The organism is Bradyrhizobium ivorense (assembly GCF_900696085.1).
Taxonomy (GTDB): Bacteria; Pseudomonadota; Alphaproteobacteria; order Rhizobiales; family Xanthobacteraceae; genus Bradyrhizobium; species Bradyrhizobium ivorense.
The window spans coordinates 1,581,121-1,607,797 of sequence record NZ_CAADFC020000004.1; the positions used below are offsets into that span (position 1 = coordinate 1,581,121).

Sequence of the window (26,677 nt, forward strand, 5' to 3'; positions counted from 1 at the left end):
GTCACTCGCAAGAAACAAGATAGGACGGGCCCTATCCGGACTGGTCGCCGCAATATTACTATGGCGGCGACTGGCACTATTTCGGCCGGCCCGGCTTCTATCGCGGCCGCTACAATGGCGGCAGCTTTGGTCCGTGCTGGACCTGGACGCCGATCGGGCGCGCCTGGAATTGCGGATAGAGCACTCTAGTAATCTCATCCCGCTCGCGCAGCCCGCTCACACCCAGCGCCGCACCCGCGCGACATAATCGTCATAGGCGGCGCCGAACTGGCGGCGCATCTTGGCTTCCTCGAACGGGATGTGCACCCAGTTGGTGGTCGCGAACACGGCGATCGGCGCGATGAACATCGGCCACGCCCCGACCCAGATCGCGATGCCGAGCGCAAGCAGCACGAGGCCGGAATACATCGGGTTTCGGGTGAAGCGGTAGGGACCGCGCGTGACCAACGCGCGGTTGGTCGGCGATGTCGGTTCGATCTCGGTGCCCTCGCGCTGAAACAGCATGAACGCCCATACCGGCGGAACGAACGCAACCGCCACCAGCACGATTCCCAGCAGCGGAATCGGCAGGCCGGCTGGCGTCGGCCAGCCGAGCCACCAGCTCAGCAGCGCGGCGAGAAGGATATAGATCAGCGTCCAGATCGGCGGAGGAAGCTTGAGCATGGCGGTGTCCCGCTCAACAGCGACGCGCGACGAGCGCCTCGATTGCCATTGCAATAGTCTGCTAGCGCAGCAATTTGTTCGCTTTGGGTCGGCAGCGCCAATCCGCCGGTGCTTGCCCCGATCGGCCGGATAGGCCACCATCGCCTGCCGCTCGACAACACAACAAGAACGGCAGGGGAAACGCGATGAGCAAGGCCGCTCGGTTCGATTATGGCTGGGTCGTCGTCGGCGCGGGTGCGCTGATGACCTGCGTCGGCTTCGGTACCATGCTGTCGCTCGCGGTGTTCCTGCAGCCGATCTCGGATGCGATGGGCTGGTCGCTCGCCGGCATCTCGGCGGCGGCGACGCTGGATTTCCTCTGCATGGGGTTTGCCGCCTTTGCCTGGGGCACGCTGTCGGACCGGTTCGGCACCCGCATCGTGGTGCTGGCCGGCAGCCTGTTGCTCGGGCTTGGGCTGGTGACGGCGAGCCAGGCGCAGAGCCTGTGGCAATTCCAGCTTTGCTTCGGCGTGCTGGTCGGGATTGCGGCGGGCAGCTTCTATGCGCCGATGATGGCGCTGGCGAGCGCCTGGATCGACAAGCATCGCAGCCTTGCGGTGGCATTGGTCTCCGCCGGCATGGGCGTGTCGCCGGTGACGGTGGCGCCGTCGGCAAGCTGGCTGATCACGTCCTATGACTGGCGCACCGCGATGCTCGTGATCGGCATCGCCGCGTGGGCGCTGCTGATCCCGGCGGCGTTTTTGGTGCGACCGGCGCCGCAGGGCACCGAGGTCGCGAACGATGCGGCCGCGAGCGCACCGGAGAGCGAATGGACCGCGGCACAGGCGCTGCGCACGCCGCAATTCCTTGCGCTCGCCGGCGCGCATTTCGCCTGCTGCGCCGCGCATTCCGGACCGATCTTCCACATGGTGTCCTACGCCATGGTGTGCGGCATCGCGCCGCTCACCGCGGTCACCGTCTACAGCCTCGCCGGCTTCTCCGGGCTCGGCGGCCGTCTGTTACTCGGCGTGCTGGCCGATCGGCTCGGCGCCAAGCCGGTGCTGGTCGGCGGCCTCCTGGTGCAGGCGTTCGCGATCGCGACCTATCTCGCGGTGGCGCGGCTCGGCGAGTTCTACGCGCTGTCCGTGGTGTTCGGCCTCGCCTATGGCGGGGTGATGCCGCTCTATGCGGTGCTGGTGCGCGAATTCTTCGGCGCGCGCATCATGGGCACGGTGTTCGGCGCGGTGTCGGCGTTTGCCAGCCTCGGCATGGCGCTCGGGCCGTGGGCCGGCGGTTACGTGTTCGACACGTTCCACGGCTATACGTGGCTGCACGCCGGCTCGTTCGCCATCGGCCTCGCGGCGGTCGCGGTGGCGCTGAGCTTCCCATCGAAGGGCCGGGCTTCGCTCGATCTCGGCCGCGCCGCGGCGTAAGCTGCGACACGTTCGTCGCGGCGTCACACAGCGGCGCCGCCGGGATAGCTGATCTGCGCGCGTGCCAACCCGCCTTGCCCTCTCCCGCCGGATGGGCCACCATCGCGCGCCCGCCCAACAACAACGCCAAAACGGGGCAGAGGAACGCATGAACAAGCCGCAAGAATTCGATCTCGCCGCGCGGGCCCGCGCGCTGGCGCCGCTGATCTCAGCCGACGCCGACGAAATCGAGCGGACGCGGCGGCTGACGCCGGCCGTCACAGCGGCGCTGGTCGAGAACGGACTCTATCGTGCGCTGCTGCCGAAGCGTTTTGGCGGCGCCGAGGTGACGCTGGAAGCCTTCATGCAGATGCAGGAGGAGATCGCCAAGGCCGACGCCTCGACCGCCTGGTGCCTCGGCCAGTGCAGCGTCTGCGCCATGACCGCGGCCTATCTCGAGCCCGACGTGGCCCGCGAGATCTTCAACACCGCGCCCGGCATTCTCGCCTGGGGCGCGATCGCGCACGAGGTCCGTGCCGAGCCCGGCGGCTATCGCGCCAGCGCGCGCTGGGATTTTGCCTCCGGCTCGCGGCAGGCGAACTGGCTCGGCGCCCATGTCCGTGTCGTCGAGCAAGACGGCACGCCGCGCAAGAAGCCGGACGGCTCGCCGGAGATCCGCACCATCCTGTTTCCGATGTCGCAGGCTGTGATGTACGACGTCTGGGACGTGATCGGCCTGAAGGGCACCGGCACCGATTCCTATTCGGTCGACAACCTCTTCATCCCGGACAAATTCGCCGCGCTGCGCGACGATCCCGCGGCGTGCCGCGAGAGCGGGCCGCTCTACAAGCTCTCCACCAACATGGTGTTCAGCATGGGCTTTGCCGCGACCTCGCTCGGCGTTGCCCGCGCCATGCTGGATGCCGCGACCGAGCTTGCGCGTGGCAAGACCCCGCAGGGCCTGAAAGCGATGCGCGAGAACAATGCCGTGCAGGGCCAGATCGGCCGCACCGAGGCCAGCCTGCGCGCCGCACGCGCCTATCTCTACAGCACCGCCAACGAAGTCTGGCGCGACCTCGCGCGCGGCGAGCCGCTCACCGAGGCGCACCGCATTGCGATCCGCATCGCCTCGACCTGGACCATCCACCAGTCCGCGTCCGTGGTCGACATCGCCTATCACATGTCGGGCGCAACCGCGGTGTTCGCACGTAACCCGTTCGAGCGCCGGTTTCGCGACATGCACGCGATCGCGCAGCAGATCCAGGCCCGCGACACCCAATTCGAGGATGCCGGCAAGGCGATTTTGGCGGGCAATCTCGGCGCACCGCCGACGGCGCGTTAGGGCGCGATGAAGTCAGGTTGAACCAGGGCGCGTACTCATACATTCGCAATGTCGGCTCTACCCCCTATCGCCGGGTGAGCACGGCGTGTCGGTTTGGGCCAAGAAGCGACACCTGGACCGGGATTGGGCGAGGCCTACTTGAGGTCAATTTGGCTTAAGTGTGTGACCGTAAACTCAATCGCATAGATTCGGATGACGCTACCTGTCGAAGAGGTCTCAAGCCGATAACAGCGCAGCAGATCCAACGACACGCCGAGCAGTTTCCAGCGGTCTCGAAGCGAATTCAGATATGGATCGACTTGAATCGTTGAAGCTGCAGCAATTTGCTCTTTGGCGATGACGCCGAAATTCATCTCCGCCGCAAAGCCATAGCATTCGCGAAATAACAATGCTGCTCGACCGCCATCAGGCCAGACTACTTGAAGGCGAATCTCATCACAGGCCCCGGGGTCACGCCGATTGATTGTCAATTCTTGCAACTCAGCATCGTGCCAAGGCAACGAATCGAAGCTGGTCGTGATGATATCGGTCGGACGCCTAGTCATGAAGAGACCCTAGCGCAGGAGGCAGATGTCTCCAACGGGTCATTCTCGACCGATTTCAACGTGGCTTCGCGATGTCCGCCTGTTCTCCGGAAGCGGACATCGGACCGCTGGCGTTTGTGGGTACGCGCCCTAACAACCGCGAGGAGATTAGGTTGAGCTGGAACGGCGTCGAAGAATCACCTCTCCCTTGGGAGAGGTCGATTTGCGCAGCAAATCGGGTGAGGGGTTACGGTCTGTCCAGAGAGCAAGAGCCCTCACCCGGATTGCACTGGACGATGCGTCGCATCGCCAGACGCAATCCGACCTCTCCCCGGCGGGGAGAGGTGATCCGAAACCTTGGCGAGCCGATTCAACCAAAATCTACTCCGGCCTCGCCATACCGTACGAAAGTAGGTACCGGCGACGATGGCCCGGGCACGAATTGCGGCGGCGCAACATCCGGTTGTTAAGCTTTTTCTGCGACCTTGCGGGCGGCGCTAATGCCTGGAGTTCCGCCTGTCCCATGTTCAAGCTTCGATCGATTGCCGCCCGCCTGATCCTGGCGATTTCACTGACCGTTGCGGTCGCCTGCGCCATCCTGGGCGGCTTCTCGATCAGCCAGCAGCGCGCGCTGACCCGGCTCGCGCTCGATCAGCAGCTCAAGCTGCAATATGACAGCGTGATTGCGGCGATCGACTATGAGGGCCGCGCCGCGCTTGCGGTCTCGGCGGTGATCGCCGCGCTGCCGCCGGTCGGCGATGCCATCGCCAAGGGTGACCGCGACGGCCTCGGCAAGCTGCTCGGCGACCCCGGTGCGGCGATCAAGGCGCAAGGCATCCCGCTGATCTCGTTCTGGCAGGCCCCGGCGACCAGCTTCTACCGGGTCCACGCGCCGAAGGTGTTCGGCGACGACGCCTCGACGCGGCGCACCACGGTGGTGGAATCGATCAAGGCCGGCAAGCCGATCGTCGGCGTCGAGCCCGGCCGCGAAGCGCTGTCGATCTTCGGCATGACCCCGATCATGCGCGACGGCAAGACGCTGGCCAATATCGACGTCGGCGCCGCCTTCGGCAAGGAATTCGTCGACCGCGCCAAGAAGCGCTTCGGCATCGACCTCGCCGTGCATTCGTTCGACGGCCAGAGCTTTAAGCGGCTGTCCTCGACCTTCGGCGACGCCGTGGTCGCGACCCAGGACGAGCTCAGAAGCGTGATGAACGGTGCCGCGCTGCTGCGCGACGCTACGCTCGACGGCCATGCGGTCGAGCTCTATCTCGGGCAAATCAAGAACTATGCCGGCCACCCGGTCGCCGTGCTCGAGATCGTCAAGGACACCAGCGACTATGAAGCCGCCGCCGCCAGCGCCCAGCGCAACCTGATCCTCGGCACGGTCGCGATCCTGGCCGCCGCGGTGCTGCTCGCCTTCCTGCTCGGCCGCGGCCTGTCACGGCCGCTCGCCGCGATCACCGCGGTGATGAACCGGCTGTCCAGCGGCGACACCGGCGTCACGATTCCCGGCAGCGAGCGCCGCGACGAGCTCGGCACCATGGCCAAGGCGGTCGACGTGTTCCGCCGCAGCATGATCGAGACTTCCTCGCTGCGCGAGGCGCAGGAGGCCGACAAGGCGAAGGGCGAGGCCGAGAAACGCGCCCTGCAGCGCCAGATGGCCGACCGCTTCGAAGCCGACGTCAAGAGCGTGGTCGCCGCGGTCGCCCATGCGACCGACGACATGCAGCGCGTCGCCCGCGAGATCACCACCAGCGTCAACGGCGCCTCGGAGCGGACCTCGGCGGCAGCCGCGGCCTCCGAGGCGGCCTCGGCCAGCGTCAATGCCGTCGCCGCGGCGACCGAGGAGCTGGCGTCCTCGATCACCGAGATCGGCCGTCAGGTCACTCACTCCGCCCACGTTGCCGACAATGCCGTGGTGAAGGCGAGGGAAACCACCGACATGGTGACGAGCCTTGCGGCATCCGCCGAGAAGATCGGCGACGTGCTGCGCCTGATCAGCGCGATCGCGAGCCAAACCAATTTGCTGGCGCTCAACGCGACGATCGAGGCCGCGCGCGCCGGCGAGGCCGGCCGCGGCTTTGCAGTGGTCGCCGCCGAGGTCAAGGGACTGGCAAGCCAGACCGCGAAGGCCACCGAGGAGATCGCCGGCCAGGTCAGCGCAATCCAGTCGGCCACCGGCAACTGCGTCAGCGCGATCGGCGACATCAGCGGCACCATCCGCGAGATCTCGGGCATCGCCACCGCGATCGCGGCGGCCGTCGAGCAGCAGGATTCGGCGACGCGGGAGATCGCCCGCAGCGTGCAGCAGGCCTCCGCCGGCACCGGCGAGGTCTCCGCCAATGTCGCGGGCGCGAGCGCGGCCGCCGGCCAGTCCCGCGCCCTCACCGGCAACGTGCTGCAGGCCGCAAGCCAGCTCGGCGAGGAGGCCTCCGCGCTGTCGCACAGCGTCGACACCTTCCTCGCCGGACTGCGCAACGCGGCGTAGTCGCGGCGCGTCACAGGTCCAGGCGTACGCTTCTTGACCCGTCACCCTGAGGTGGCCGCTTCTTCAGCGGCCCTCGAAGGGTCGACGGCCACAGTGGGGCCGATTCATCCTTCGAGGCTCGCAAGAACTCGCACCTCCAGCGACAAAGGCGAAGCCTTTGCGCGGGGATGACGGTAAGGGAGCCTGCGCCTCGGCCTATGGCGCAGTAGCCCGAGAGCGTAATCACGGCCACGGCAGCATGGGCGGCGAGGCGGACGGCTCCGCCTCGCCGTGCGTCGGCGCTGCCGGCTTTCCCCACTCGCCCATGAACGGCATCTTGAGCAAGCCGCGCAGCGACCGCTTCCCGGCATCATCAAAACCGTCGAGGCCGTAGCGCAGCTCCGCAAAGCGCGGGCCGCGATTGTAGGTGCCGGCGAGCCGGTCCCAGATCACCTCGCCCGCCCCCGTCAGCCACAAAAGCTTTGCAAAGCCGATCATGCCGATGGCTCCTCTTTACAAAACGAATATTCGTTCTTTATAATGACCACAGATCGTCGTCAAGCCGGCTTCCGTGGCGGCCGATCACGACTGAAGGACCGACAATGCCGAAGGTGAAACCCGAGACGCTCGCCATCCGCCGCGAGGAGATCCTGCGCGCCGCGGAGATCTGCTTTGCGCGCCAGGGCTTTCATCAGACCACGATCCAGGACGTGATCAAGCAGTCCGGGCTCAGCGCCGGCTGCATCTACGGGCATTTCACCGGCAAGGAGGAATTGATCCAGGCAATCGGCGAGAGCCGTCATGAGCGCGACAGTGCCCTGCTCGCCGTCAAGGGCAGCACGGACGATCCGCTGCAGAGCCTGCGCGCGATCGCCCGCGGCTTTCTCGGCGATTTGCAGAAGGAAGACGGCTTGCGCGCCCGCAGAGTCGCGCTGCAGCTCTGGGCGGAAGCGCTGCGCGACGACGTGGTGCGCGACCAGGTGGTCGGCGGCATCCGCCAACCGATCGCGCTGACCATCGACCTCTTGCGGCGCGGCCAGAAGAGCGGCGCGATCGACCGCAGCGTGCAGCCGCGCGGCGCCGCGCGGGCGATGGTCGCCATGTTCCAGGGCATCGTGCTGCAGCGGCTGTGGGGCGAGACGGTCTCGACATCGGAGGCGATGCAGGCGTTCGACATCTTCCTCGCCGGCCTTGCCGCACGGCGCTGAAAGGATGCGACGATGTCCCCATCGACCGCCGTCATCGCCTGGCCGGTGCGCAATTGCGCATGTGGACCGGGCGATCCAGTACGCCGCGGCTCATCGGCTCAAGCACTGCGGCCTCAAATACTGGATCACCTGCGGGTGATGACACCGAGCAAGCTGCCCAAATCAACCCGTCATCCCAAAGGAGGGCCGCGATGAACATGCATGACCTCCTCGCCGGCATCGCCACCGGGCTCGCCGGCGGCCTCACCGCCGGACTGCTCGGCGTCAGCCCCGGTGGCGGGCTCGTCGTGTTCTCGGTGCTGCTGCTCGGCGCCGGGCAGCATGTCGCGCAGGGCATCTCGCTGGTCGCGCAGGTGCCGCCGACCAGTCTTGCCGGCATCCGGCGCTATTGGCAGAGCGGCAACCGCACGCCGCTGTGCTGGATCGCGCTGCTGACGATCGGTTTTGTCGCCGGCGGCGCCGCCGGCGCGCTCGCGGCAAACCACGTCGCGGAGCCGGCGCTGCGCTGGAGCTATGTCGCCTATCTCGTCGCGCTCGATGCGATGCTGATCCTGCGCGGCGGACGCGACAAGCCCGAGGGTGACGACGCCGGCGCCAGACGTGACGTCTCATGGGCGGCATTGCTTGTGGTCGGGCTGCTCGCCGGCCTGTCGTCCGGCTTTCTCGGCATCGGCGGCGGATTGGCGACCGTGGTGGGCTTGAGCGCCGTGCTCGGCGTCCCGCAACATCAGGCCCAGATGGCGAGCCTCGTGATGTCGCTGATCCCGACCACGATCCCCTCGGCCTGGATCTACTGGACCGAGGGTTCGCTCGCGTCATGGCCGGTGCTGACCGGCGTCACCATCGGCCTGCTCGCCGGCACCGATCTCGGCGCCCGCGCCGCCAACCGCATCGACCGCACGACGCTGCGCAGTGCGATGATCTTCTTCGTCTCGCTGATGGCGCTCTATATGACCTTCAAGGCGCTGTGGTAGATAGAGCGGACGCCGTCCGCGGAGACCACGATGGGCAAGCCGGCAAGCAACAGGGGATCACGGAGGGCGCGCGTGAAGCCGGCGCCGTCGGGCGATGCCCTGTTCGCCGTGTATCCCGCACCGGTCAAGGCAAAGCTGTTGGCGTTGCGCCGCCTGATCTTCGACACAGCGAAGACGACTGAGGGCGTCGGCGCGCTGCAGGAGACGTCGAAGTGGGGCCAGCCAAGCTATCTCGCGGTGGAGACCGGAAGCGGCAGCACTGTTCGAATCGATCAGGTGAAGCCCGCCGCGAACCAGGTCGCGGTGTATTTTCATTGCCAGACCAATCTGGTCGAGACGTTTCGCGAGCTCTATCCCGAGCTCAGCTACAGCGGCAATCGCGCGATCGTACTCGACGTCGCCGGCAAGCTGCCGGAGGCGGCGCTGCGCCACTGCGTGGCGCTGGCGCTGACGTATCATTTGCGGCGGAAGCCGGACCGCGGGACATAGTGTATCCACCGTCATTGCGAGCGCAGCGAAGCAATCCATCGTTCCGCATACGCGGAGAGATGGATTGCTTCGCTTTGCTCGCAATGACGTGGTTGATAGAGCCGTCCGCCCCTACGCCACCAGCGCGGCGCTCGCGGCTCCGGGCTGTGCCCGCAGGCCGGCCCCGGATATCGCTGCGCTCATCCGGGCTACGAGCTACAATTCCATCCAACGTCATTGCGAGGCGCGAAGCGACGAAGCAATCCATCGTTCCGCGTACGCTGAGGGATGGATTGCTTCGCTGCGCTCGCAATGACGCGGTGATACCGTGCCCTAAGCCACCAGCGCCGCGCTCGCCACAGCCCCACGCTGGGCGCGCAGCAGGCTGATGACCTCGGCGTTGGGCCGGGCGCGGCTGAACAAGAAGCCCTGGCCCTCGTGGCAGCCTTCGGCGCGCAGGCAGCTCAGCTCGGCCTCGGTCTCGACGCCCTCGGCGGTGATGGTGACGCCGAGCCCGACACCGAGGCTGACGATCGAGCGCACGATCGCCTGGGCGTCGCGGTTGGCGTCGAGGTCGCGCACGAACGACTGGTCGATCTTGATCTTGTCGAACGGGAAGCTGCGCAGATAACTGAGGCTCGAATAGCCGGTGCCGAAATCGTCCATCGACATCCGCACCCCGAGCGCGCGCAGCGCATGCAGCGTCGCCAGCACCTGGCTGCTCTTCTCCAACAGCAGCGTCTCGGTGATCTCGAGCTCGAGCCGCCGCGCCGGCAGGCCGGACTGCCTGAGCGCGTCGGTGACAACAGACAGCAGATTGCCGGTGCGGAATTGCAGTGGCGACAGGTTGACCGCGACGCGGACGTCGTCCGGCCACTGCGCCGCGTCCATGCAGGCGCGATGCAGCATCAGCCCGCCCAGCGCGTTGATCAGGCCGGTCTCTTCCGCGACCGGGATGAACTCGGCGGGCGAGATCATGCCGCGCTCCGGATGCGGCCAGCGCACCAGCGCCTCGAAGCCGGTGATGCGGCCGCTGCAGAGATCGACCAGCGGCTGGTAATACGGCCGCAGGCCCTCGTTCTGGATCGCGTCGCGCAGATCGATCTCGATCTTGCGGCGGCTCTGGGCGCGCGCATCCATCTCCGCCTCGAAGAACGAGAAGGTGCCGCGGAATTCGCTCTTGGCGCGCGACAGCGCCATGTCGGCGCTCTTCAGCAGCTTTTCGGAATCCTCGCCGTCGCCGGGCGACATCGCGATCCCGATGCTGGCGCCGATCACCACCGAATGTCCCTCGAGCAGATAGGGCTCGCCGATCGCGTCGAGAATGCGCCGCGCCAGCAGCACCGCGTCCTCCGGCCGCGTCACGCCGGCCTGCACGACCGTGAACTCGTCCGAATTGAGCCGGGCCAGCGCGTCCTCCTCGCGCAACGTCGAACGCAGGCGTTTTGCCACCCCGCGCAGCAGCTTGTCGCCGACGCCGTGGCCGAGCGTGTCGTTGATCGCCTTGAAATTGTCGAGCCCGAGCATCAGCACCGCAACCTTGTCGGTGCTGCGGCGGGTGTGCTGCAGCATCTCGTCCATCCGCTGCCGCAGCAGATTGCGGTTCGGCAGGCCGGTCAGGGCGTCGTGCTGGGCCATGAACGCCAGCCGCGCCTCGGCGCGCTTGCGCTCGGTGATGTCCATCAGCGCAAGCAGCATCGCCGGCTGGTCGCCATGCATCAGCTGGCGCGAGTAGATCGCAAGATCGATCAGCGTGCCGTCGGCGCGCACATGCTTCCAGGTCCGCGCCGCCTGCTCGTCGCTGCTGCGTCCCGCCGCCCAGGGCAGTTCGGGATCGAACGCCTGCAGGCTCCGGATCGAGAGTTTTTCGAACTCGGCGCGGGCGTAGCCGTAATGGGCGACCGCCGCATCGTTGACGCTGAGAATTTTCTCGCCATCGAGCGCGCACAGGATCATCGGCACCGGATTGCCGTCGAACAGCAGGCGGAACGAGGCTTCGCGCTGCTTCAGCTCGGTGATATCGACGCGCAGTCCGACAATGCCGCCATCCGCGGTCAGCCGCTCCTCGATCAGGATGACGCGGCCGTCGGCGAGCACCTGCTCATGCCTTGCGCCGGGCTGGTACATCTTCGCGAGCCGCTCGGCGATCCACTCTTCCTCGCGGCCGGCGGCCTCGGGATAATCGCCGCGCGCGACGCCGATGCGGATGGTGTCTTCGAGACGCGCGCCGTGCTCGAACAGGTCGGAGCTGCGCTGGTAGATTTCCGAATATTTCCTGTTCCAGAGAATGTAGCGGCCTTCGGAGTCGAGGAACACGATGCCCTGCGGCAGGATGTCGATCGCCTCGCGCAGCCGCGCGTTGGACTTGCGCGCCTCCGCGATCGCGGCTTCGGCCTGCGCGCGCTGGCGCACCAACTCACCGATCTCGGCGGCGGCGCGGCGCGAATTGCCTGAGGGTTTCGCCATCATCTTGGGCCGGCGGCCCGGCGGACGCGGCAGCTTGGCCCGCTTTGGCTTCTTGATCTTCTTTGGCCGCATCATCGGCATCGCACGCCCCACGCGTAGTCCAGTTCGCCGACACTTCTGCGATAAGTATCTGAAAAATTGGTATCTCTCGGCATATCTCCGCGCCGGATGAGACATCGCGGCCTGCCCGCTTTGCAGGCGGCTTCGCGCAGCGCGCGAGCGATCCGCGCGCTGCAAGCGGATTCGCGGCGCCGAAGCCCGCCGTGTGGTGTGATTATTCCGTAAAGCGCGGCGCGATTGCCCAATGAATGCGCTGAAATCGCGCTCATGCGCATCAATATGCGTCAACGCGCAACAGGGTTATCGCGCGGTTAAGCCGCGACGCAATCGAGCCGTCCTGCAAGCCAGAAGTCTAGTTGGTGATCTCGATCCGCGTGCTGCCGCGGCCGTTGCGCTCGACCAGCGCGTAGAGCGTCGCGGCGTGTGACGGGTGCAGCCGCACGCAGCCATGCGAGGCGGGACCGCCGAGCCGCCCGAGCTCATAGGTGCCGTGAATGGCGAAGCCGCCATAGAAGAAGATCGAATGCGGCATCGGCGAGTTGTAGTATTTGCGCGAGTACCAGCGCCGCACCATCATCTGCGGACGAAACACCCCGCTCGGCGTGCCGTAGCCATGGCGGCCGGTCGACACCGGCCAGTTGTAGCGCATCGCGCCGTCGACGCTGACGGCCATGCGCTGCGATGATTTGTCGATGTGAACAACGACGCCGGCCTCTGCCGGCGTGAACACCATCGTCAAAATGCCGATCGCGGCTGCAAACGCCAGCCGTACGCCAAACACGCCAGTCATAATAACGCCTGCCCTGAAATTTATTGTCCGCATTTGTCGCCGGGAACGGGCGATTGTAAAGTGCTGCACGTCACACGCAGGCCGGGAAGCCGCCGGTAATCTTAATCGCGGCTGTGGGCGATCAGGCGATTGCGATGAAGGCGCAGTTCGCGCGCGGCAAATCCATGCTAGCTTTATGCAGACAGAGTGATCCGAATGACACCCCGCCTGCGTCTGATCCCGCTCCTGTTCTGTGCCGTCATCGCCTGCAGCCTGCCCGCACGGGCGCAGGACAAGGGCTCCGTCAATCCAAAGCCGCTACCGCCGCTCGCTAACCCTAACGATCCGAAGCTCGGGGCGAGGGAGTTGTTCGCGCGCAAGGTGCTGCCGGCGGAACTGCCGACGCAGGCGATCGGCGGCTACGCCAAGGGCTGCCTCGCCGGCGGCGCGCAGATGCCGCTGAACGGCGACACCTGGCAGGTGATGCGGCTGTCGCGCAACCGCTATTGGGGCCATCCCGCCATGATCGCGCTGCTGAAGCGGCTGGCGGCCAAGGCGCACAAGGACGCCGGCTGGCCGGGCATTCTGGTCGGCGATATCGGCCAGCCGCGCGGCGGCCCTGCGCTGTCCGGCCACGCCAGCCATCAGATCGGCCTCGACGCCGACATCTGGCTGACGCCGATGCCCGATCGCAAGCTGTCGCGCGAGGAGCGTGAAGAGACCTCCGCGGTAATGATGGTGCGCGACGACCGGCTCGACATCGATCCGCGGGTGTTCACGCCGGGCCATGTGCTGGTGCTGCGCGACGCGGCGCAGGAGCCGGCGGTGCAGCGCATCTTCGTCAACCCCGCGATCAAGAAGGCGCTGTGCCGCGAGGCCAAGGGCGACCGCAGCTGGCTGTCGAAGATCAGGCCGTGGTGGGGCCACGATTATCACTTCCACATCCGCATGCGATGCCCGCCCGGCAGCCCGCAATGCGAGGGACAAAAGCCGCAATCCGAGGGCGAAGGCTGCAAGCCCTCCGACCTCGCCTTCTGGTTCAAGGATTCGGTGCTGCATCCCAAGCCGCCACCGAAGCCGCCGAAGCCGCGGCCGCCGATGACGCTGGCGCAGCTGCCGGCGCCCTGCAAGACCGTGCTGAATGCACCCGACGCGAAGCAATAGAAGCAATAGGAGAGCCGACATGCCCTTCAGAATTGCGATGACGGCGGCGCTGATCGCGACGCTGCAATGTTTCGCCGACCTGAGCACACCGGCCAACGCCGCCGATGACCAGGGAGCGCCAGGAGTCTCGTCTTCGGAGATTCCCTGGCCGACAAAATCGTGGCCGGTTTCGACGCCCGAGGAGCAAGGCATGGACTCCGCGAGCCTCGCCCGGCTGATCGAAACTGTCGGCGGCTACAAGCAGGACAGTTTGACGATCATCCGGCACGGACGGATCGTCACCGATGTCTATTACGCGCCCTATGTCGCCGGCATCGCCCACGACCTCAGGTCAGTGACCAAGAGCGTCGTCGGAACGCTGGTCGGAATCGAGGCCCAGCGCGGCGAACTGGACAGCGTCGATCACGCCATCGTTGATCTCTTCTCCGACAAGCCCGTGGCCAACGATGACGACCTCAAGCGGGCGATCACGGTGCAGCACCTGCTCGACATGACATCCGGCATCAAGTGGCGCGAGCGGGCCTACACGCCGGACGAGACGATCATGCAGATGTACCGCAGCCCGAACCGCGCCGCGTTCGTGCTCGACCAGCCGATGTCGGATGCGCCCGGAAGCAAGTTTTACTACAATGGTGGCAATCCCTATTTGCTCTCCGCCTTGATCACGAGGAAGACCGGGCAGAGCGCGTTCGACTTCGCCAGGAAGGAGCTGTTCGCGCCGCTCGGCATCACCAGCGCGGCGTGGGGCCGCGTCGACGCGCAGGGCAACAGCAACGGAGAAGCCGGCCTCTATCTGGCGCCGCACGACATGGCGCGGATCGGCTATCTCTATCTCCACGACGGCATGTGGGACGGCAAGCAGTTGATTCCGCGATCATGGGTCGAACGGGCGAAGGCCGGCCCGGTGCAGGCCACCTTCGGATTCCACTATGGAAATCTGTGGTGGTCGCTGCCCGAAAAAGGCGCCTACATGGCGCGCGGCCGCCATTCGCAACTGATTCTGGTGCTGCCAAAACTGGACATCGTTGCGGTGATGACCGGCGTGTTGCGGGACGACGAATTTTTCTCCACCTCGCGCCTGATCGACGACATTGCGAGCGCGGTGAAATCGGAGTCCGCCTTGCCGGCGGACCCGATCGCGAAATCCCTGCTCGCCGCCGCGATCCAGCAAGCCGCGACCGAACGGCCGTCCGCGCTGGGCGGCACCTCCGAACTCGCCAAGACGATCTCGGGGCGAACCTATCGGCTCGACAAGAACGATTTGCGCGTCAGGACTTTCACCCTCAACTTCTCCGAACCGGATGCCTCCTGGCTGATCACCACGGAGACCGGCAAGCCGGATGGTATCGAGGATCGATTCACCGGACCGATGGGGCTCGACGGCACGTTCCGCACCAGCCAGCCGGCGAGCTATGGCATCAATGCCGTCCGCGGCCGCTGGCTCAACGAGCATACGTTCCTGGTCGAACGCCGCATCCTGGGACATGGTGAAATGCAGACCTGGTCCCTGACATTCGACGGCAACAAGGTGGCCGTCGAGTTCGCGAATACCGACGGCACCAAGGCCGCGCTGCGTGGCGAAGCAGCGGAGTGAGCGTGCGCTTCGGCGCGATATAACGCGACACTAAAGCGCGATGAGATCAGGTTGAACCATCCTCGCGCTTTAGCTCTTTGTTTGAGCATGATCTTTTCGGAAAACCGCTTCACACTTTTCCGGATCATGCTCTAGTCGCGGCTCCGCGCCGGCAGGTTTTCAATTGCCTCCGAGATGGGTTAAAAGCACCCATCGGCGCGCCGCAAGCGCGCGCGAGCGAAGGATCGGGGCCGCTGATCTGTTCATCCGTCATGTTGAGTGGACTAGCCATGCACAAACCCCTCCTCACCGCATTGCTGTTGATCGTCTCCGCACCCGCTGTCGCAGCGGAGGAGCCGAGCGGCTGTGACAAGTTCAAATGGCCGATCGACCACGCACGCGCCGCGCTCACCGCGCCGGATCGCACCAGGCTCGCATCGGGCAGCGAGCAGGCAGCGCTGCCGTCGACCGCCATCACGCTGGCGCTGGTTGCGCCGGCCGACGCCAAACTGCCGACGCCGCCGGAGCGCGCGCCGAAGGAAGGCACCTTCGCCGGCTTCGCCAGCTTCAGGACCGCGCCGAAGGCCGGGCTCTACACCATCAGCCTCTCGGCCGGGGCCTGGATCGACGTGGTACAGGACGGGCGTGTCCTCAAGCCGAAGGCGTTTTCCGACGCCACCGATTGCGACGGTATCCGCAAGACCGTGAAATTCGAGCTCGCCGCCAGCCCCTTCGTGCTGCAGGTCAGCGGCGCCAGGGAGAACGCGCTCTCGGTCGTGATCCAGCCGGCGGACGAATAGCTCGGTTAGACAAACGGTCGCCTTTACCGTAAGCCTCAGCCTGCTATGTTTGCAGTGCGATATCCCCGAGGACCGTAAGTCCGTCGGGGACCCGCGGAACAGCGCTTCCGTCCGTCGCGGCCCAGTACCCACCAACGCTTGATTTGCGCGCGCTCGTTCGCGCGCGAGCTCGCACGGAGCGCTTCCAATGTCACGACTTGCCGGACTGTTCACTGCCTTCGTCATCCTGCTCGGCGCGCTGCATTCGCCTGCCGCGGCCGAGGACAAGACGCTCACCGTCTTTGCCGCGGCCTCGATGAAGAACGCGCTCGACGACATCGACGCGGCCTACACCGCCAAGACCGGCGTCAAGATCACCGCCAGCTATGCCGCGAGCTCGGCGCTGGCCAGGCAGATCGAGCAGGGCGCGCCGGCCGACGTGTTCGTCTCCGCCGACACCGACTGGATGGACTACGCCATCAAGCAGAAGAACATCAATGAAGCGACCCGGGTGAACCTGCTCGGCAATGCGATCGTGCTGATCGCGCCGAAGGATTCCAAGATCGACAACGTCACCATCGCCTCCGGCTTCGACCTCGCCAAGCTCGCCGGCGACGGCAAGATCGCGACCGGCGACGTCAGGGCGGTGCCGGTCGGCAAATACGCCAAGGCCGCGCTGGAGAAGCTCGGCGCATGGCAGGCCGCGGAGCCGAAATTCGCGATGGCCGAGAGCGTGCGCGCGGCGCTGACCTTGGTGGCGCGCGGCGAGGCCGTGCTCGGCATCGTCTATTCGACCGACGCCAAGATCGAGCCCGGCGTCAAGATCGTCGGCACCTTCCCGGCCGACAGCCATCCCGCGATCATCTATCCGGTGGCGGCGACCACCACCGCGAAGCCGGAGACCGCCCAGTATCTCGCCTTCCTGCGCTCGTCCGCGGCGAAGACGATTCTCGAGAAGTACGGCTTCAAGTTCCTGATCAGCCCGACGACTTGAGACCAGCGCCGCCGATTTGACGTTCCTCCAGTGACTGCCGCGCATACGGTGAGGAACGTCAAATCGATCAGCGGCACTGGCATATTGACTCTTGCTAGTGTCTGTTCGCGAAGTTCGTAACAGAGGAGCCGCACTTGCATACGAACTTCGGGAACAGACACTAGTGTTCGAGATCTCGCCGACCGAATGGACGGCGATCCTGCTGTCGCTGCGGGTCGCCATCATCGCAACGCTGGTGGCAACCCCGTTCGGCATCGCGCTGGCCTGGCTATTGGCGCGGCGCGATTTCTGGGGCAAGTCGCTGCTCGATGCCGCCGTGCATTTGCCGCTGGTGCTGCCGCCGGTCGTCACCGGCTATTTGCTGCTGCTGACCTTCGGCAAGCGCGGCCTGGTCGGTGGCTGGCTGGCCGAGCATCTCGGCATCGTGTTCGCATTTCGCTGGACAGGCGCGGCGCTGGCCTGCGGCGTGATGTCGTTTCCGCTGCTGGTGCGGCCGATCCGGCTCTCGATCGAGGCGATCGACCGCCGGCTCGAGCAGGCTGCCGAGACGCTCGGCGCCGCGCCCTGGCGGGTGTTCGCGACCGTGACGCTGCCGCTGGCGCTGCCCGGCGTGCTCGCCGGCATGGTGCTCGGCTTTGCCAAGGCGATCGGCGAATTCGGCGCCACCATCACCTTCGTCTCCAACATCCCCGGCGAGACCCAGACCATCTCGTCGGCGATCTATTCGCTGATCCAGACGCCGGACGGCGACCCCGCCGCGGCGCGGCTGGTGATCATCTCGATCGTGCTGGCGGTCGGCGCGCTGATCGCGGCAGAAGTGTTCGCGCGCCGCGCCACCGCGCGCCTGCACGGACAATAGCGATGCTGCGCGTCGACATTGCAAAACAGCTCGGCGAGTTCACGCTGGCGGCGTCGTTCGCCAGCGAGGGCCGCGTCACCGGGCTGTTCGGCGCCTCCGGCTCCGGCAAGACCTCGCTGGTCAACATCATCGCGGGGCTGCTGCGGCCCGACCGCGGCACCATCGTGATCGACGGCGACACCGTCGACGACACCGCCGCCGGCATCCACGTGCCGACCTGGCGCCGCCGCATCGGCTACGTCTTCCAGGACGCCCGGCTGTTTCCGCATCTCGATGTCCGGCAGAATCTCGACTACGGCCGCCGCATGAACGGCCTCACTGAGGATCCCGCGCTGCGCCGGCGCGTCGTCGACCTGCTCGACATCGGCGCCCTGCTCGACCGCCGCCCCGGCAAGCTCTCCGGCGGCGAGCGCCAGCGCGTCGCGCTCGGCCGGGCGCTGTTGTCGAAGCCGCGGCTGCTGTTGCTGGACGAGCCGCTGGGCGCACTCGACGAGGGCCGCAAGCTGGAGATCCTGCCCTATCTGGTGCGGCTGCGCGACGAGGCCGGCATCCCCATGGTCTATGTCAGCCATGACGCGGCCGAGCTGCGCCAGCTCGCCACCCAGATCGTGATGCTGCGCGGCGGCCGGGTCACCGCGTTCGGCGGTGTCAGGGTGCTGACCGGCGGCTCCTAAAGCGCGATGAGATTGGGTCGGATCGTCATCGCGCTTTAGCTTCTTATTTGAGCATGATCTTTCGGAAAACCGCTTCACACTTTTCCGGATCATGCTCTAGCTGGCCGTTTCCCGCGAAAATCGGCATAAGATAGTCCAGCTTGTCCATCAGGTTACGAATCGGGCGCCGGATCGGCGGCAGGGGAAAGGCAGGCTGTGCGACTGACTGGCTGGATATTGCTGCTGATCGGCGGGCTGCTCTGCGCGACCATCGCCTGGGCGGCGCTCGGCTTTCTGCTGATGGGCGTCGGCCTGATCGCGCTGCAGGTGGCCGAGCGCCGCCGGCTCGGGGCAGAAGCCGCCGTCGCCGGCGCCGGGGGCGCCGACTTCACTGCTCCGCTGGTCGGCGCCGGGCTGCAGCCGCCGACCCTCGCCCAGGACGCTTCCAAAGGCGCCTCTCAGGACACCGCGCCATCGCAACAGCCGCGCCGGTCCGAAAAGCGCAGCGGCGCGCCCTATGACCGGGAGGCGTGGCGCCGGCTGGTCGAAAGCGACCCCGATCTCGCCGGGCTCGCCAAGGTGCTGGCCGACTACGGCCCGCAATATGTCGACGAGCTCGCCACCAGCTACCTGGCCGCCCCGGACAAGAACCGCCTCGGCGCGATCGTGGACGGCATCATCGCCCGCGCCCGCGGTGGCCAGCCGGCCCAGCCCCCCGCCCCACCCGAGGCTCCGCGGCCGCCGCCGGCGCCGCGGGTCCCGCCGCACCTGGTGATCCTGCCCATCGAACGACCGGGTGCGCCGCCACCTCCACCGGCGCCGGCCAACCCGGCCGACGCGCTCGAGGCCTCCCTGATCGCCGCCGTCGAGGAGGCATCCGCCGCCAAGGCCGCCACCGGACGCGCCGAGCCGCCCAAGCCCGCCAAGGCGACCGAAACCCCACCCGCGCCCGTGACCCGGCGCAGCCCGCTGTTCGGCAGCGCGGCCCGGGAGTCCAGGCCGCCCTCGCCGCCGCCGATGCCGGCCAGCACGCCCGCCGACCTCGAGGCATCGCTGATCGCCGCCGTCACGGAGGCCTCCGCCAAGCGCGCCGAGCCGGCGAAGCCGCCAGCGGCGCCCTCACCTCCGCCGGCCGCGACCAAGAGCGAGCCCGACATCCGCGCGGTCCCGCCCAACGAGCCGGCGAAGGAGCCGGCGACGGAGCCCAAGCCCAAGGCGCCAGCCGACGACCTCGACCAGTCGCTGCTTGCCGCGTTGGCCGAGATCTCGGGCGAGAAAGCCCCCGGCTCCGCCAAGACTGATGCCGCGAAGGACGCGGCGGCGCCCGGCGACGATGGCCTCTCCGACATGATCAAGAAGTTCGCGCCGGATTCCAGCTTCCTGCGCAAGCAGTGACGCGCTGAGGTTCAGACCCCCGCAACGGACGTCCAGATATCGGCGAGCTTGCGCTTCACCATCTGCATGCGGGTCAGCGGCGCGGCCGCCTCCTCTTCCTCCGGCAGGCGCAGACCGACGACATTGACGCGGCCGCCGCTGATGTTGCGCGCCACCAGCACGATGGTGTCGAGCCCGAGCTCGGCGCCCTGCTTCGGCGCGCGGTCGAGATAGATGTCGAAATAGTCCGCCAGCGTCAGCTGGGCCTGATGCTCGTCGACCTTGACGCCGTAGATCTCGGCGAGCTCGCTGAGCGTATGCTCGCCCGAGACCATGAAGTCGCCGAGCAGATGCGGATCGGGCTCGGCGGACGGCGGCATGTCGACGAAGAAGCGGTCGAGCGCCTCGGCGCGCTCCGGCGGCGCCAGCAGATAGATGTAGTCGCCGGGCGCGACCGGATCGGCCTCGACAGGCGTCAGGATTCGCTCGTCGCGGATCACCAGCGTCGGCTTCGACCAGGACGGGATCAGGCCGCGGCGGAAATACAGGCTCTTCGGCCGCACCGGATAGCCGACCAGCTGCTGCTCGAGCTGGCCGGGCAGATCCAGCTCGACACGCCGCGGCCCGCGCTCGGCGCGCGGCAGCGCGACATGCAGCCGCCGCGCCGCCGGCCCCAGCGTCCAGCCCTGCAGCAGCAGCGAGATGATGACGACGACGAAGGCGACGTCGAAATACAGATAGGCCTTCGACAGTCCGACCAGCATCGGGATCGAGGCGAGGAAGATCGCGACAGCGCCGCGCAGGCCGGTCCAGGCGATGAAGACCTTCTCCCGCCAGTTGAACTTGAACGGCGCGAGGCAGATCGCAACCGCCAGGGGACGGGCGATCAGCATCAGCGCCAGCGCCACCAGCACCGAGCCGCTGATGCTGGAGACCAGGCGATGCGGCGATACCAGGAGGCCGAGCAGCACGAACATCACGATCTGCGCCAGCCAGGTCGCGGCGTCGAGGAACGTCACCACCGAATTATGCGCGCGGGTCGGCCGGTTGCCGATGATGATACCGGCGAGGTAAACGGCGAGGAATCCCGAGGCATGCACCATCTGCGAGCCGCCGAAGATCACCAGCGCCGCCGTCGTGACGAACGGCGCATGCAGGCCTTGCGGCAGCGCCACATAGTTCAGCGCCAGCACCACCAGCCGGCCGCCGATCACCCCGATGATGGCTCCTAACACCGCTTCCTGGATGAACTCCATCGCGATGTGCGAGGCCGAGCTCTGACCGATCGAGATGAACTCGACCAGCATCAAGGTGAGGAAGATCGCGAACGGATCGTTGGTGCCGGATTCGGCCTCCAACGTCGCACCGACGCGCGGGCGCAGGCGCAGGCCCTGGGTGTGCACCAGGAGAAACACCGCCGCGGCATCGGTCGAGGCGACGACGGCGCCGACCAGCAGCGACTCGGTCCAGTTGAGATCGAGCACATATTTTGCGACCGGTGCGGTGATCAGCGCGGTCAGCAGCACGCCGGCGGTCGCCAGCACCATCGAGGGCGCCAGCACGGTGCGGATGCTGGCAAAGCGCGTCTTCAATCCGCCGTCGAACAGGATCAGCGCCAGCGCCACCGAGCCGACCAGATAGGTGGTGCGGACGTCGTCGAACTGCAGCCGGCCCGGGCCGGAATCCCCGGCCAGCATGCCGACCAGCAAGAACACCAGCAGCAAGGGTGCGCCGAACCGCAGCGCCAACAGGCTCGACAGGATTCCGGCCATCACCAGAACCGCGCCGAGCAGGATCGCCAGACTGACCGAATCGAGGGATGCCATGCGCCTCAGAGGGGATCAAATGCTTGTATTTGCATCCTTATCGTCGCCACACTTGGACGCCAACCCCATTTCTGAACATCAGCGGCAATTGGTCCGGTTTTGTCGGGCCGAGATCGCCCATGCGCCGCCTCGACGTCGCCCCGACACTGTGTTGTATCGATGGTCGCAGCTGCGCCTTTGTGGGATTCTCCACGGTGGCTTCGAATCACATTTGCCTGACCCGCACTTCAAGTTGAGATCTTGCCGATGGACATGGGCCTGAAGGACCTGCTGGAATCGATCCAAATGGCGGCGCGCCAGGTCGGCGCCGAGATCGCGTCGCCCTGGTTCTACCTGCAGTTCGGCATCATCCTTGCCGCCGCCGGCATCGCCTATGCGGCCGATACCGCAATCCACGCCCGCGTCGAGCTGTCGTCGCTGGGGATGCGCTGGCCGCTGCCGCTGCGGCACTTCGCGCGGGTGATGGTGAAGAGCGCCTCCACCGCCGTGTTCGCGGTGCTGATGATCGTCTCGCGGATCGTGATGTACCACGCGACCTGGCCGAGCCGCAGCTACCTGATCGCGGTTTCCGCCAAGCTGGCGCTGGCCTGGCTGGTGATCCGCCTCGTCACCTCGGTGATCGACAACGCCTTCATCGTCAAGCTGGTCTCGATCGCGGCATGGCTGGTCGCGGCGCTCAGCATCATCGGCCAGCTCGACTGGGCCGCCGAGACGCTGGACTCCTTCGCGATCGACGTCGGCGGACTGCGACTGACGCCGCTGCTGCTGATCAAGGCCGGCGCGCTGCTGATCGTGACGCTGTGGGCAACCAACATGGCGAGCAATTTCGCCGAGAGCCGCATCAACCGCGCCACCGACCTGACGCCGTCGATCCAGGTGCTGCTGGTCAAGATCATCCGCATCGGGCTGATGGTGATGGCGATCGTGATCGCGCTCGGCGCGGTCGGCATCAACCTCGCGGCGCTCGCGGTGTTCACCGGCGCGGCCGGCGTCGGCATCGGCCTCGGCCTGCAGAAGATCGTCGCCAACTTCATCAGCGGGCTGATCCTGCTGGTCGACAAGTCGGTGAAGCCCGGCGACCTCGTCACCATCGGCGACAATTCCGGCAAGATCAGCGCGATGAAGACCCGCTACATCTCGGTCGCCGCCGGCGACGGCCGCGAGTTCCTGATCCCGAACGAGGATTTGGTGACGCAGAAGGTCACCAACTGGACCTACACCGACAAGAACACGCTGGTGAAGATCGCGTTCTCGACCAATTACGACGCCGATCCGCGCCAGGTCTGCAAGCTCGCGATCGAGACCGCGGGCGCCCATCCGCGCGCCACCAAGGGCAAGACGCCGAACTGCATCCTGACCGAATTCGCCGAGGCCGGCATGAAGTTCTCTTTGACCTTCTGGATCGCCGACCCCGACGGCATGGACAATGTGAAGAGCGACGTGATGTTGTCGCTGTGGGACGCATTCAAGGCCAACGGCATCCGCGTTCCCTACCCGGTGCGGGAACTCCGGGTCCGCGGCGGCGCCCTGCCCGTGGAGAGCGTTGTCGAGGTTTCCTCCTAGGTTTTAAGCATGGTCTTTACGGAAAACCGGTGCCCACTTGTCCGGACCATGCTCCAGAATCAGCCCGTTTGGGCATCCTCCCATGCCCAACCTTGGCTTGCACCGGCCGCCCCGATCATTAAATTAGGCTCTGAATCCAGCCCTTCGCCCCGGAAAACGCCCCGCCCATGAGCTATATCGACGCCACCGACACCTCGCTCCGCAAGACCGGCCAGATCAAGCTGCACGGGCAGAGCGGCTTTGCCGGCATGCGCAAGGCGGGCGCGCTGGTGTCGAAGTGCCTCGATGCGCTCACCGACATCGTCAAGCCGGGTGTCCCCACCTCCGTCATCGACGAGTTCGTCCGCAAGTTCGCCTTCGACAATGGCGCCTATCCGGCGACCTTGATGTACCGCGGCTATCGCTATTCGACCTGCACCTCGATCAATCACGTGGTCTGCCACGGCATGCCGGGCGACCGTCCGCTGAAGGACGGCGACATCGTCAACATCGACGTCACCTTCATCGTCGACGGCTGGTACGGCGATTCCAGCCGGATGTACGCGATCGGCCCGATCGCGCGGAAGGCCGAGCGGCTGATCGAGGTGACCTATGAGGCGATGATGCGCGGCATTGCCGCGGTGAAGCCCGGCGCCACCACCGGCGACATCGGCCATGCGATCCAGAGCTTCGTCGAGCCGCAGGGCATGAGCGTGGTACGCGATTTCTGCGGCCACGGCCTCGGCCGCCTGTTTCACGACGAGCCGAATATCATCCATATCGGCCGCCCCGGCGAGGGCGTGCCGCTGAAGCCCGGCATGTTCTTCACCATCGAGCCGATGATCAATCTCGGCAAGCCGCATGTGAAGATCCTGTCCGACGGCTGGACCGCGGTGACCCGCGACCGTTCGCTGTCGGCGCAGTTCGAGCACTCGGTCGGCGTCACCGCCGACGGCGTCGAAATCTTCACGCTGTCGGAGCGCCACGGCGAGAAGCCGTGGGTTACGGTGTAACCGCGGCGCGGTCAGTAATCGCTGCGGGTGCGGTCCTCGATCTGCTGCGGCGAATAATTCTCCCCGATCGACATCGCGCAGATGCGCGACAGATGCAGATAGGGCAGACCGGTCTCCTCGGCCCAGGCGTTGAACTGCGCCTGCACTTTCGCAAGATCGCGCTTCGACTTGACCTCCTCGGCGATGTCGAGCCCGGCATCGCGCAGGCAGGCGACGACGTCGCGCGAGGTGACAAAGCCGTCCCAGCCGAGAAAGCGCAGCAGCATCTGCCCGGTGTTGCCGCCGAGCCGGCTGCCGCGCTTGGCCAAGAGATCCAATAGCCCGATCTCGTCCGACGACGGCCAGGCCGCGAGGAATTTGCCGAAGCTGCCGTGCTCCTTCGCGATCTCCTGCACGAAGCGGCCATTGTCGCGCACTGACATGATCTTGGCACCGTTGCGCACGATCCGCGCGTCGCTGGTGAGCTTCTCCCAGAATTCGTCGGGCTTGAAGGCGAGCTTGGCCGGCGCAAAGCCGAGGAAGGCTGCCTCGAAGCCATCCCATTTGGCGTCGATCACGCTCCAGGCAAAGCCGGCGCAGAACACCCGCCGGGTCATCTCGGCCAGCACGCGGTCATCGCCGAGCTTTGCCAGCGCCTTGGCGCCGGCCGGCGGATGCAGCAGCTTCTCCAGCGCCTTCGGCCCGCCCTTGCGCTTCTCGGCGCGGGCGCGGATCACCTTGAACGACGTCATGCGGACACCTTGTGGATTCCCCGGACGGTAGTTCAGCGCTCCGGCCAAGGCAAACCGGCGCTTGCAAATCGCGGCCGGCACGGCATGGTTGTGGCCGATGCCCGCCAAGAGTGACAGCCCGGACGAGACCGACGAGACGCCGCATTATCACGGCCATCGCGAGCGGCTGCGCGAGCGCTTCTATGCGGCCGGGCCCGCGGCACTGACCGACTACGAGCTGCTGGAGATGGCGCTGTTCGCCGCGATCCCGCGCCGCGACACCAAGCCGCTGGCGAAGGCGCTGCTGAAGAAATTCGGCTCGTTCGCCGAAGTCGTGCACGCCCCAGTGGCGCGGCTGCGCGAGGTCGGCGGCGTCAAGGACGCCGCGATCAACCAGCTCAAGCTGATCGCCGCCGCCGCCGAGAGGATCGCCAAGGGCGAGATCAAGCGCAGCGTCGCGCTGTCGTCGTGGAACGAGGTGATCGACTATTGCCGCTCTAGCATGGCGTTCGCCGACAAGGAGCAGTTCCGCCTGCTGTTCCTCGACAAGCGCAACCAGCTGATCGCCGACGAGGTGCAGCAGACCGGCACCGTCGACCACACCCCGGTCTACCCGCGCGAGGTGATCAAGCGCGCGCTGGAATTGTCCGCGACCGCGCTGATCCTGGTGCACAACCATCCGAGCGGCGATCCCACCCCGTCGCAGGCCGACATCCAGATGACGAAAGCGATCGTCGAGATCGCAAAGCCGCTCGGGATCGCGGTGCATGATCACATTATCGTCGGCAAGAACGGCCATGCGAGCCTGAAGGGGATGCGGCTGATGTGAGGGGGCGACTCTCTCCGTCGTCGTCCTGGCGAAGCCACCAGTCCCGTCATCCTGAGGCGCGAGCTCTTGCGAGCCTCGAAGGATCGACGGCCACCAGCCGGACCGATTCATCCTTCGAGGCTCGCCCAGCAGCGCAAATGCGCTGCAAGGCTCGCGCCTCAGGATGACGGGATTGGATTTTGGCGCATCAATCTCCACCGTCGTCCCGGCTTTCGCCGGGACGACGCCGGGTGTGTTGCGGCGCTGGTGAGTCATATAGCCACGTTCTCGCGGCATGATTTGCCCGCCGGCATCCGACGCCCGGTCGCGTGCCGCGCGGGCTATCGTCCTACGGCGCGGCTGAAACCGCGACGCTCGGCAACGGCGCGAACTGCATCTCTGCGACGGCCGAGCCGGCGTAGGCGCTGGCGATCAAAATCATGATCCTGACGGCGACGAACATGGTGCCTCCTGTTTTTGCCTTTGTCCCTCGATGCCAGAGACTCCTTGCCGGCCTGTGAGGAAAGCTGGTTGCCGCACCGTTGAGAGCCTTGGTAAGCGAGCAATTTACGCATCCCGTTCATCAGCCGGGAACCGTAGCGACCGATCGATCCGTCGCTTCAACGTGCGGTTCACGGGTCGCCGGGCATTGTTCGCCGCAATCAAGCAGGCGTTATTTCAATGTCCATTTTCCGGATTGTTCTTACTGTCGCAGCCGCATCTCTTGCGGCCTTGTACGTTTACGATGCCTGCCACAGCGACGGCATTCTCGCGCCGCCTGCGGCAAACGACGTCGTGGCGCGGCGCTGGCCGGAACCGGATGAATTCCGCCCGACGCCTGACACGGTTTCTGCACCGGTTGCCAACGCGACGCCCGCGGCGCGCGTTAGGGAAACATTTGCGATGTTCAATCCCGGCGACGCGCGACGTCGCACCATGCCGCGCAGCCTCTGACGGCTTGAGCAAATCGTTAAGCAAGATGCGCGGGGATCGCGGTTAATCCGTCATTCGCACCAAATCGTCGTTGGCGCGCACGACCTCGTAGCC

Annotated in this window: 24 protein-coding genes; 17 read left to right on the plus strand and 7 right to left on the minus strand. The window is 66.3% G+C overall.

The features are described 5' to 3' along the window. Nucleotides 1-216: 216 nt before the first annotated feature. On the minus strand, nucleotides 217-663 hold the full coding sequence (locus CI41S_RS08100; protein ID WP_139858344.1) for a methyltransferase family protein: 447 nt from the start codon (nucleotides 661-663) through the stop codon (nucleotides 217-219). Nucleotides 664-848: 185 nt separating this feature from the next. Here CI41S_RS08100 and CI41S_RS08105 point away from each other — a divergent pair, with 185 nt between their 5' ends. Next, nucleotides 849-2,075, plus strand: a complete 1,227-nt coding sequence (locus CI41S_RS08105) for an MFS transporter (RefSeq protein ID WP_139858346.1) — start codon at nucleotides 849-851, stop codon at nucleotides 2,073-2,075. A 148-nt stretch (nucleotides 2,076-2,223) separates the two neighbouring features. Further along, nucleotides 2,224-3,396 carry an acyl-CoA dehydrogenase family protein gene (locus CI41S_RS08110; RefSeq protein ID WP_139858348.1) on the plus strand — a complete coding sequence of 391 codons (1,173 nt, stop codon included), beginning with the start codon at nucleotides 2,224-2,226 and terminating at the stop codon, nucleotides 3,394-3,396. A 134-nt stretch (nucleotides 3,397-3,530) separates the two neighbouring features. On the opposite strand, the gene CI41S_RS08115 is transcribed toward CI41S_RS08110, so the two are convergent. After that, the gene (locus tag CI41S_RS08115) at nucleotides 3,531-3,941 is read right to left on the minus strand and encodes a hypothetical protein (RefSeq protein WP_139858350.1); all 411 of its coding nucleotides are present in this window, start codon (nucleotides 3,939-3,941) and stop codon (nucleotides 3,531-3,533) included. A 502-nt stretch (nucleotides 3,942-4,443) separates the two neighbouring features. On the opposite strand from CI41S_RS08115, the gene CI41S_RS08120 reads away from it, so the two are divergent. Next, a complete protein-coding gene (locus tag CI41S_RS08120) occupies nucleotides 4,444-6,411 on the plus strand; it encodes a methyl-accepting chemotaxis protein (RefSeq protein ID WP_139858352.1) in 1,968 nt (655 codons plus the stop codon). 222 nt (nucleotides 6,412-6,633) lie between these two features. Here the strand turns inward: CI41S_RS08120 and CI41S_RS08125 are convergent, their stop codons facing one another. Beyond that, nucleotides 6,634-6,888, minus strand: a complete 255-nt coding sequence (locus CI41S_RS08125) for a hypothetical protein (RefSeq protein WP_244626426.1) — start codon at nucleotides 6,886-6,888, stop codon at nucleotides 6,634-6,636. 104 nt (nucleotides 6,889-6,992) lie between these two features. Between CI41S_RS08125 and CI41S_RS08130 the strand changes: the two genes are divergently transcribed. The 3 genes from CI41S_RS08130 (at nucleotide 6,993) to CI41S_RS08140 (ending at nucleotide 9,061) form a co-directional block, all read left to right on the plus strand. Beyond that, on the plus strand, nucleotides 6,993-7,598 hold the full coding sequence (locus CI41S_RS08130) for a TetR/AcrR family transcriptional regulator (RefSeq protein WP_139858354.1): 606 nt from the start codon (nucleotides 6,993-6,995) through the stop codon (nucleotides 7,596-7,598). Nucleotides 7,599-7,789: 191 nt separating this feature from the next. After that, nucleotides 7,790-8,572 (plus strand): sulfite exporter TauE/SafE family protein, encoded by a 783-nt coding sequence (locus CI41S_RS08135; RefSeq protein WP_139858357.1) that lies wholly within the window; start codon nucleotides 7,790-7,792, stop codon nucleotides 8,570-8,572. Between the two features lie 72 nt (nucleotides 8,573-8,644). Continuing rightward, nucleotides 8,645-9,061 (plus strand): DUF1801 domain-containing protein, encoded by a 417-nt coding sequence (locus CI41S_RS08140; RefSeq protein ID WP_244626427.1) that lies wholly within the window; start codon nucleotides 8,645-8,647, stop codon nucleotides 9,059-9,061. Nucleotides 9,062-9,373: 312 nt separating this feature from the next. On the opposite strand, the gene CI41S_RS08145 is transcribed toward CI41S_RS08140, so the two are convergent. Together CI41S_RS08145 and CI41S_RS08150 are read right to left on the minus strand one after the other, a co-directional pair. After that, complete coding sequence (locus tag CI41S_RS08145) at nucleotides 9,374-11,587, minus strand: putative bifunctional diguanylate cyclase/phosphodiesterase (protein WP_139858362.1); 2,214 nt, start codon at nucleotides 11,585-11,587, stop codon at nucleotides 9,374-9,376. A gap of 331 nt (nucleotides 11,588-11,918) precedes the next feature. Further along, entirely contained in the window at nucleotides 11,919-12,356 is a 438-nt protein-coding gene (locus CI41S_RS08150) for a L,D-transpeptidase (RefSeq protein ID WP_430650002.1), read from the minus strand. Nucleotides 12,357-12,551: 195 nt separating this feature from the next. On the opposite strand from CI41S_RS08150, the gene mepA reads away from it, so the two are divergent. From mepA to CI41S_RS08185, 7 genes are all read left to right on the plus strand, one after another. Continuing rightward, complete coding sequence (gene mepA / locus CI41S_RS08155) at nucleotides 12,552-13,499, plus strand: penicillin-insensitive murein endopeptidase (RefSeq protein WP_172627945.1); 948 nt, start codon at nucleotides 12,552-12,554, stop codon at nucleotides 13,497-13,499. Between the two features lie 19 nt (nucleotides 13,500-13,518). Beyond that, the gene (locus CI41S_RS08160) at nucleotides 13,519-15,093 is read left to right on the plus strand and encodes a serine hydrolase domain-containing protein (protein ID WP_172627946.1); all 1,575 of its coding nucleotides are present in this window, start codon (nucleotides 13,519-13,521) and stop codon (nucleotides 15,091-15,093) included. A gap of 269 nt (nucleotides 15,094-15,362) precedes the next feature. After that, nucleotides 15,363-15,872: a hypothetical protein gene (locus CI41S_RS08165; protein ID WP_139858368.1), complete on the plus strand. Its 510-nt coding sequence runs from the start codon at nucleotides 15,363-15,365 to the stop codon at nucleotides 15,870-15,872. A 187-nt stretch (nucleotides 15,873-16,059) separates the two neighbouring features. Continuing rightward, nucleotides 16,060-16,845: a molybdate ABC transporter substrate-binding protein gene (modA, locus tag CI41S_RS08170; RefSeq protein ID WP_139858370.1), complete on the plus strand. Its 786-nt coding sequence runs from the start codon at nucleotides 16,060-16,062 to the stop codon at nucleotides 16,843-16,845. A gap of 163 nt (nucleotides 16,846-17,008) precedes the next feature. Continuing rightward, complete coding sequence (modB, locus tag CI41S_RS08175) at nucleotides 17,009-17,704, plus strand: molybdate ABC transporter permease subunit (RefSeq protein WP_139858372.1); 696 nt, start codon at nucleotides 17,009-17,011, stop codon at nucleotides 17,702-17,704. 2 nt (nucleotides 17,705-17,706) lie between these two features. Then, nucleotides 17,707-18,378, plus strand: a complete 672-nt coding sequence (modC, locus tag CI41S_RS08180) for a molybdenum ABC transporter ATP-binding protein (RefSeq protein ID WP_139858374.1) — start codon at nucleotides 17,707-17,709, stop codon at nucleotides 18,376-18,378. A gap of 195 nt (nucleotides 18,379-18,573) precedes the next feature. Then, complete coding sequence (locus tag CI41S_RS08185) at nucleotides 18,574-19,752, plus strand: hypothetical protein (RefSeq protein WP_139858376.1); 1,179 nt, start codon at nucleotides 18,574-18,576, stop codon at nucleotides 19,750-19,752. A gap of 11 nt (nucleotides 19,753-19,763) precedes the next feature. Here the strand turns inward: CI41S_RS08185 and CI41S_RS08190 are convergent, their stop codons facing one another. Continuing rightward, the gene (locus CI41S_RS08190; protein WP_139858378.1) at nucleotides 19,764-21,557 is read right to left on the minus strand and encodes a potassium/proton antiporter; all 1,794 of its coding nucleotides are present in this window, start codon (nucleotides 21,555-21,557) and stop codon (nucleotides 19,764-19,766) included. 246 nt (nucleotides 21,558-21,803) lie between these two features. Between CI41S_RS08190 and CI41S_RS08195 the strand changes: the two genes are divergently transcribed. Together CI41S_RS08195 and map are read left to right on the plus strand one after the other, a co-directional pair. Further along, nucleotides 21,804-23,120, plus strand: coding sequence for a mechanosensitive ion channel family protein (locus CI41S_RS08195; protein ID WP_172627947.1), 1,317 nt, complete (start codon nucleotides 21,804-21,806; stop codon nucleotides 23,118-23,120). 167 nt (nucleotides 23,121-23,287) lie between these two features. Continuing rightward, nucleotides 23,288-24,112 carry a type I methionyl aminopeptidase gene (map, locus tag CI41S_RS08200; protein ID WP_139858381.1) on the plus strand — a complete coding sequence of 275 codons (825 nt, stop codon included), beginning with the start codon at nucleotides 23,288-23,290 and terminating at the stop codon, nucleotides 24,110-24,112. Nucleotides 24,113-24,123: 11 nt separating this feature from the next. Here map and CI41S_RS08205 read toward each other — a convergent pair whose 3' ends face one another. Continuing rightward, nucleotides 24,124-24,843 carry a DNA-3-methyladenine glycosylase I gene (locus tag CI41S_RS08205; protein WP_139858383.1) on the minus strand — a complete coding sequence of 240 codons (720 nt, stop codon included), beginning with the start codon at nucleotides 24,841-24,843 and terminating at the stop codon, nucleotides 24,124-24,126. A gap of 97 nt (nucleotides 24,844-24,940) precedes the next feature. On the opposite strand from CI41S_RS08205, the gene radC reads away from it, so the two are divergent. Both radC and CI41S_RS08215 read left to right on the plus strand, forming a co-directional pair. Next, nucleotides 24,941-25,651: a RadC family protein gene (radC, locus tag CI41S_RS08210; protein WP_139858386.1), complete on the plus strand. Its 711-nt coding sequence runs from the start codon at nucleotides 24,941-24,943 to the stop codon at nucleotides 25,649-25,651. 660 nt (nucleotides 25,652-26,311) lie between these two features. After that, nucleotides 26,312-26,584, plus strand: a complete 273-nt coding sequence (locus tag CI41S_RS08215; RefSeq protein WP_139858388.1) for a hypothetical protein — start codon at nucleotides 26,312-26,314, stop codon at nucleotides 26,582-26,584. Nucleotides 26,585-26,677 lie beyond the last annotated feature (93 nt).

Bases quoted from the DNA above. Each gene is read 5' to 3' on its own strand.
- modC (WP_139858374.1), top strand. From the start codon at position 17,707: ATGCTGCGCGTCGACATTGCAAAACAGCTCGGCGAGTTCACGCTGGCG.
- CI41S_RS08150 (WP_430650002.1), bottom strand. From the start codon at position 12,356: ATGACTGGCGTGTTTGGCGTACGGCTGGCGTTTGCAGCCGCGATCGGC.
- CI41S_RS08105 (WP_139858346.1), top strand. From the start codon at position 849: ATGAGCAAGGCCGCTCGGTTCGATTATGGCTGGGTCGTCGTCGGCGCG.
- CI41S_RS08190 (WP_139858378.1), bottom strand. From the start codon at position 21,557: ATGGCATCCCTCGATTCGGTCAGTCTGGCGATCCTGCTCGGCGCGGTT.
- CI41S_RS08125 (WP_244626426.1), bottom strand. From the start codon at position 6,888: ATGATCGGCTTTGCAAAGCTTTTGTGGCTGACGGGGGCGGGCGAGGTG.
- CI41S_RS08100 (WP_139858344.1), bottom strand. From the start codon at position 663: ATGCTCAAGCTTCCTCCGCCGATCTGGACGCTGATCTATATCCTTCTC.
- CI41S_RS08130 (WP_139858354.1), top strand. From the start codon at position 6,993: ATGCCGAAGGTGAAACCCGAGACGCTCGCCATCCGCCGCGAGGAGATC.
- map (WP_139858381.1), top strand. From the start codon at position 23,288: ATGAGCTATATCGACGCCACCGACACCTCGCTCCGCAAGACCGGCCAG.
- mepA (WP_172627945.1), top strand. From the start codon at position 12,552: ATGACACCCCGCCTGCGTCTGATCCCGCTCCTGTTCTGTGCCGTCATC.
- modA (WP_139858370.1), top strand. From the start codon at position 16,060: ATGTCACGACTTGCCGGACTGTTCACTGCCTTCGTCATCCTGCTCGGC.
- CI41S_RS08115 (WP_139858350.1), bottom strand. From the start codon at position 3,941: ATGACTAGGCGTCCGACCGATATCATCACGACCAGCTTCGATTCGTTG.
- radC (WP_139858386.1), top strand. From the start codon at position 24,941: ATGCCCGCCAAGAGTGACAGCCCGGACGAGACCGACGAGACGCCGCAT.
- CI41S_RS08145 (WP_139858362.1), bottom strand. From the start codon at position 11,587: ATGCCGATGATGCGGCCAAAGAAGATCAAGAAGCCAAAGCGGGCCAAG.
- CI41S_RS08195 (WP_172627947.1), top strand. From the start codon at position 21,804: ATGGACATGGGCCTGAAGGACCTGCTGGAATCGATCCAAATGGCGGCG.
- CI41S_RS08110 (WP_139858348.1), top strand. From the start codon at position 2,224: ATGAACAAGCCGCAAGAATTCGATCTCGCCGCGCGGGCCCGCGCGCTG.
- CI41S_RS08160 (WP_172627946.1), top strand. From the start codon at position 13,519: ATGCCCTTCAGAATTGCGATGACGGCGGCGCTGATCGCGACGCTGCAA.
- CI41S_RS08215 (WP_139858388.1), top strand. From the start codon at position 26,312: ATGTCCATTTTCCGGATTGTTCTTACTGTCGCAGCCGCATCTCTTGCG.
- CI41S_RS08205 (WP_139858383.1), bottom strand. From the start codon at position 24,843: ATGACGTCGTTCAAGGTGATCCGCGCCCGCGCCGAGAAGCGCAAGGGC.
- CI41S_RS08135 (WP_139858357.1), top strand. From the start codon at position 7,790: ATGAACATGCATGACCTCCTCGCCGGCATCGCCACCGGGCTCGCCGGC.
- CI41S_RS08165 (WP_139858368.1), top strand. From the start codon at position 15,363: ATGCACAAACCCCTCCTCACCGCATTGCTGTTGATCGTCTCCGCACCC.
- CI41S_RS08120 (WP_139858352.1), top strand. From the start codon at position 4,444: ATGTTCAAGCTTCGATCGATTGCCGCCCGCCTGATCCTGGCGATTTCA.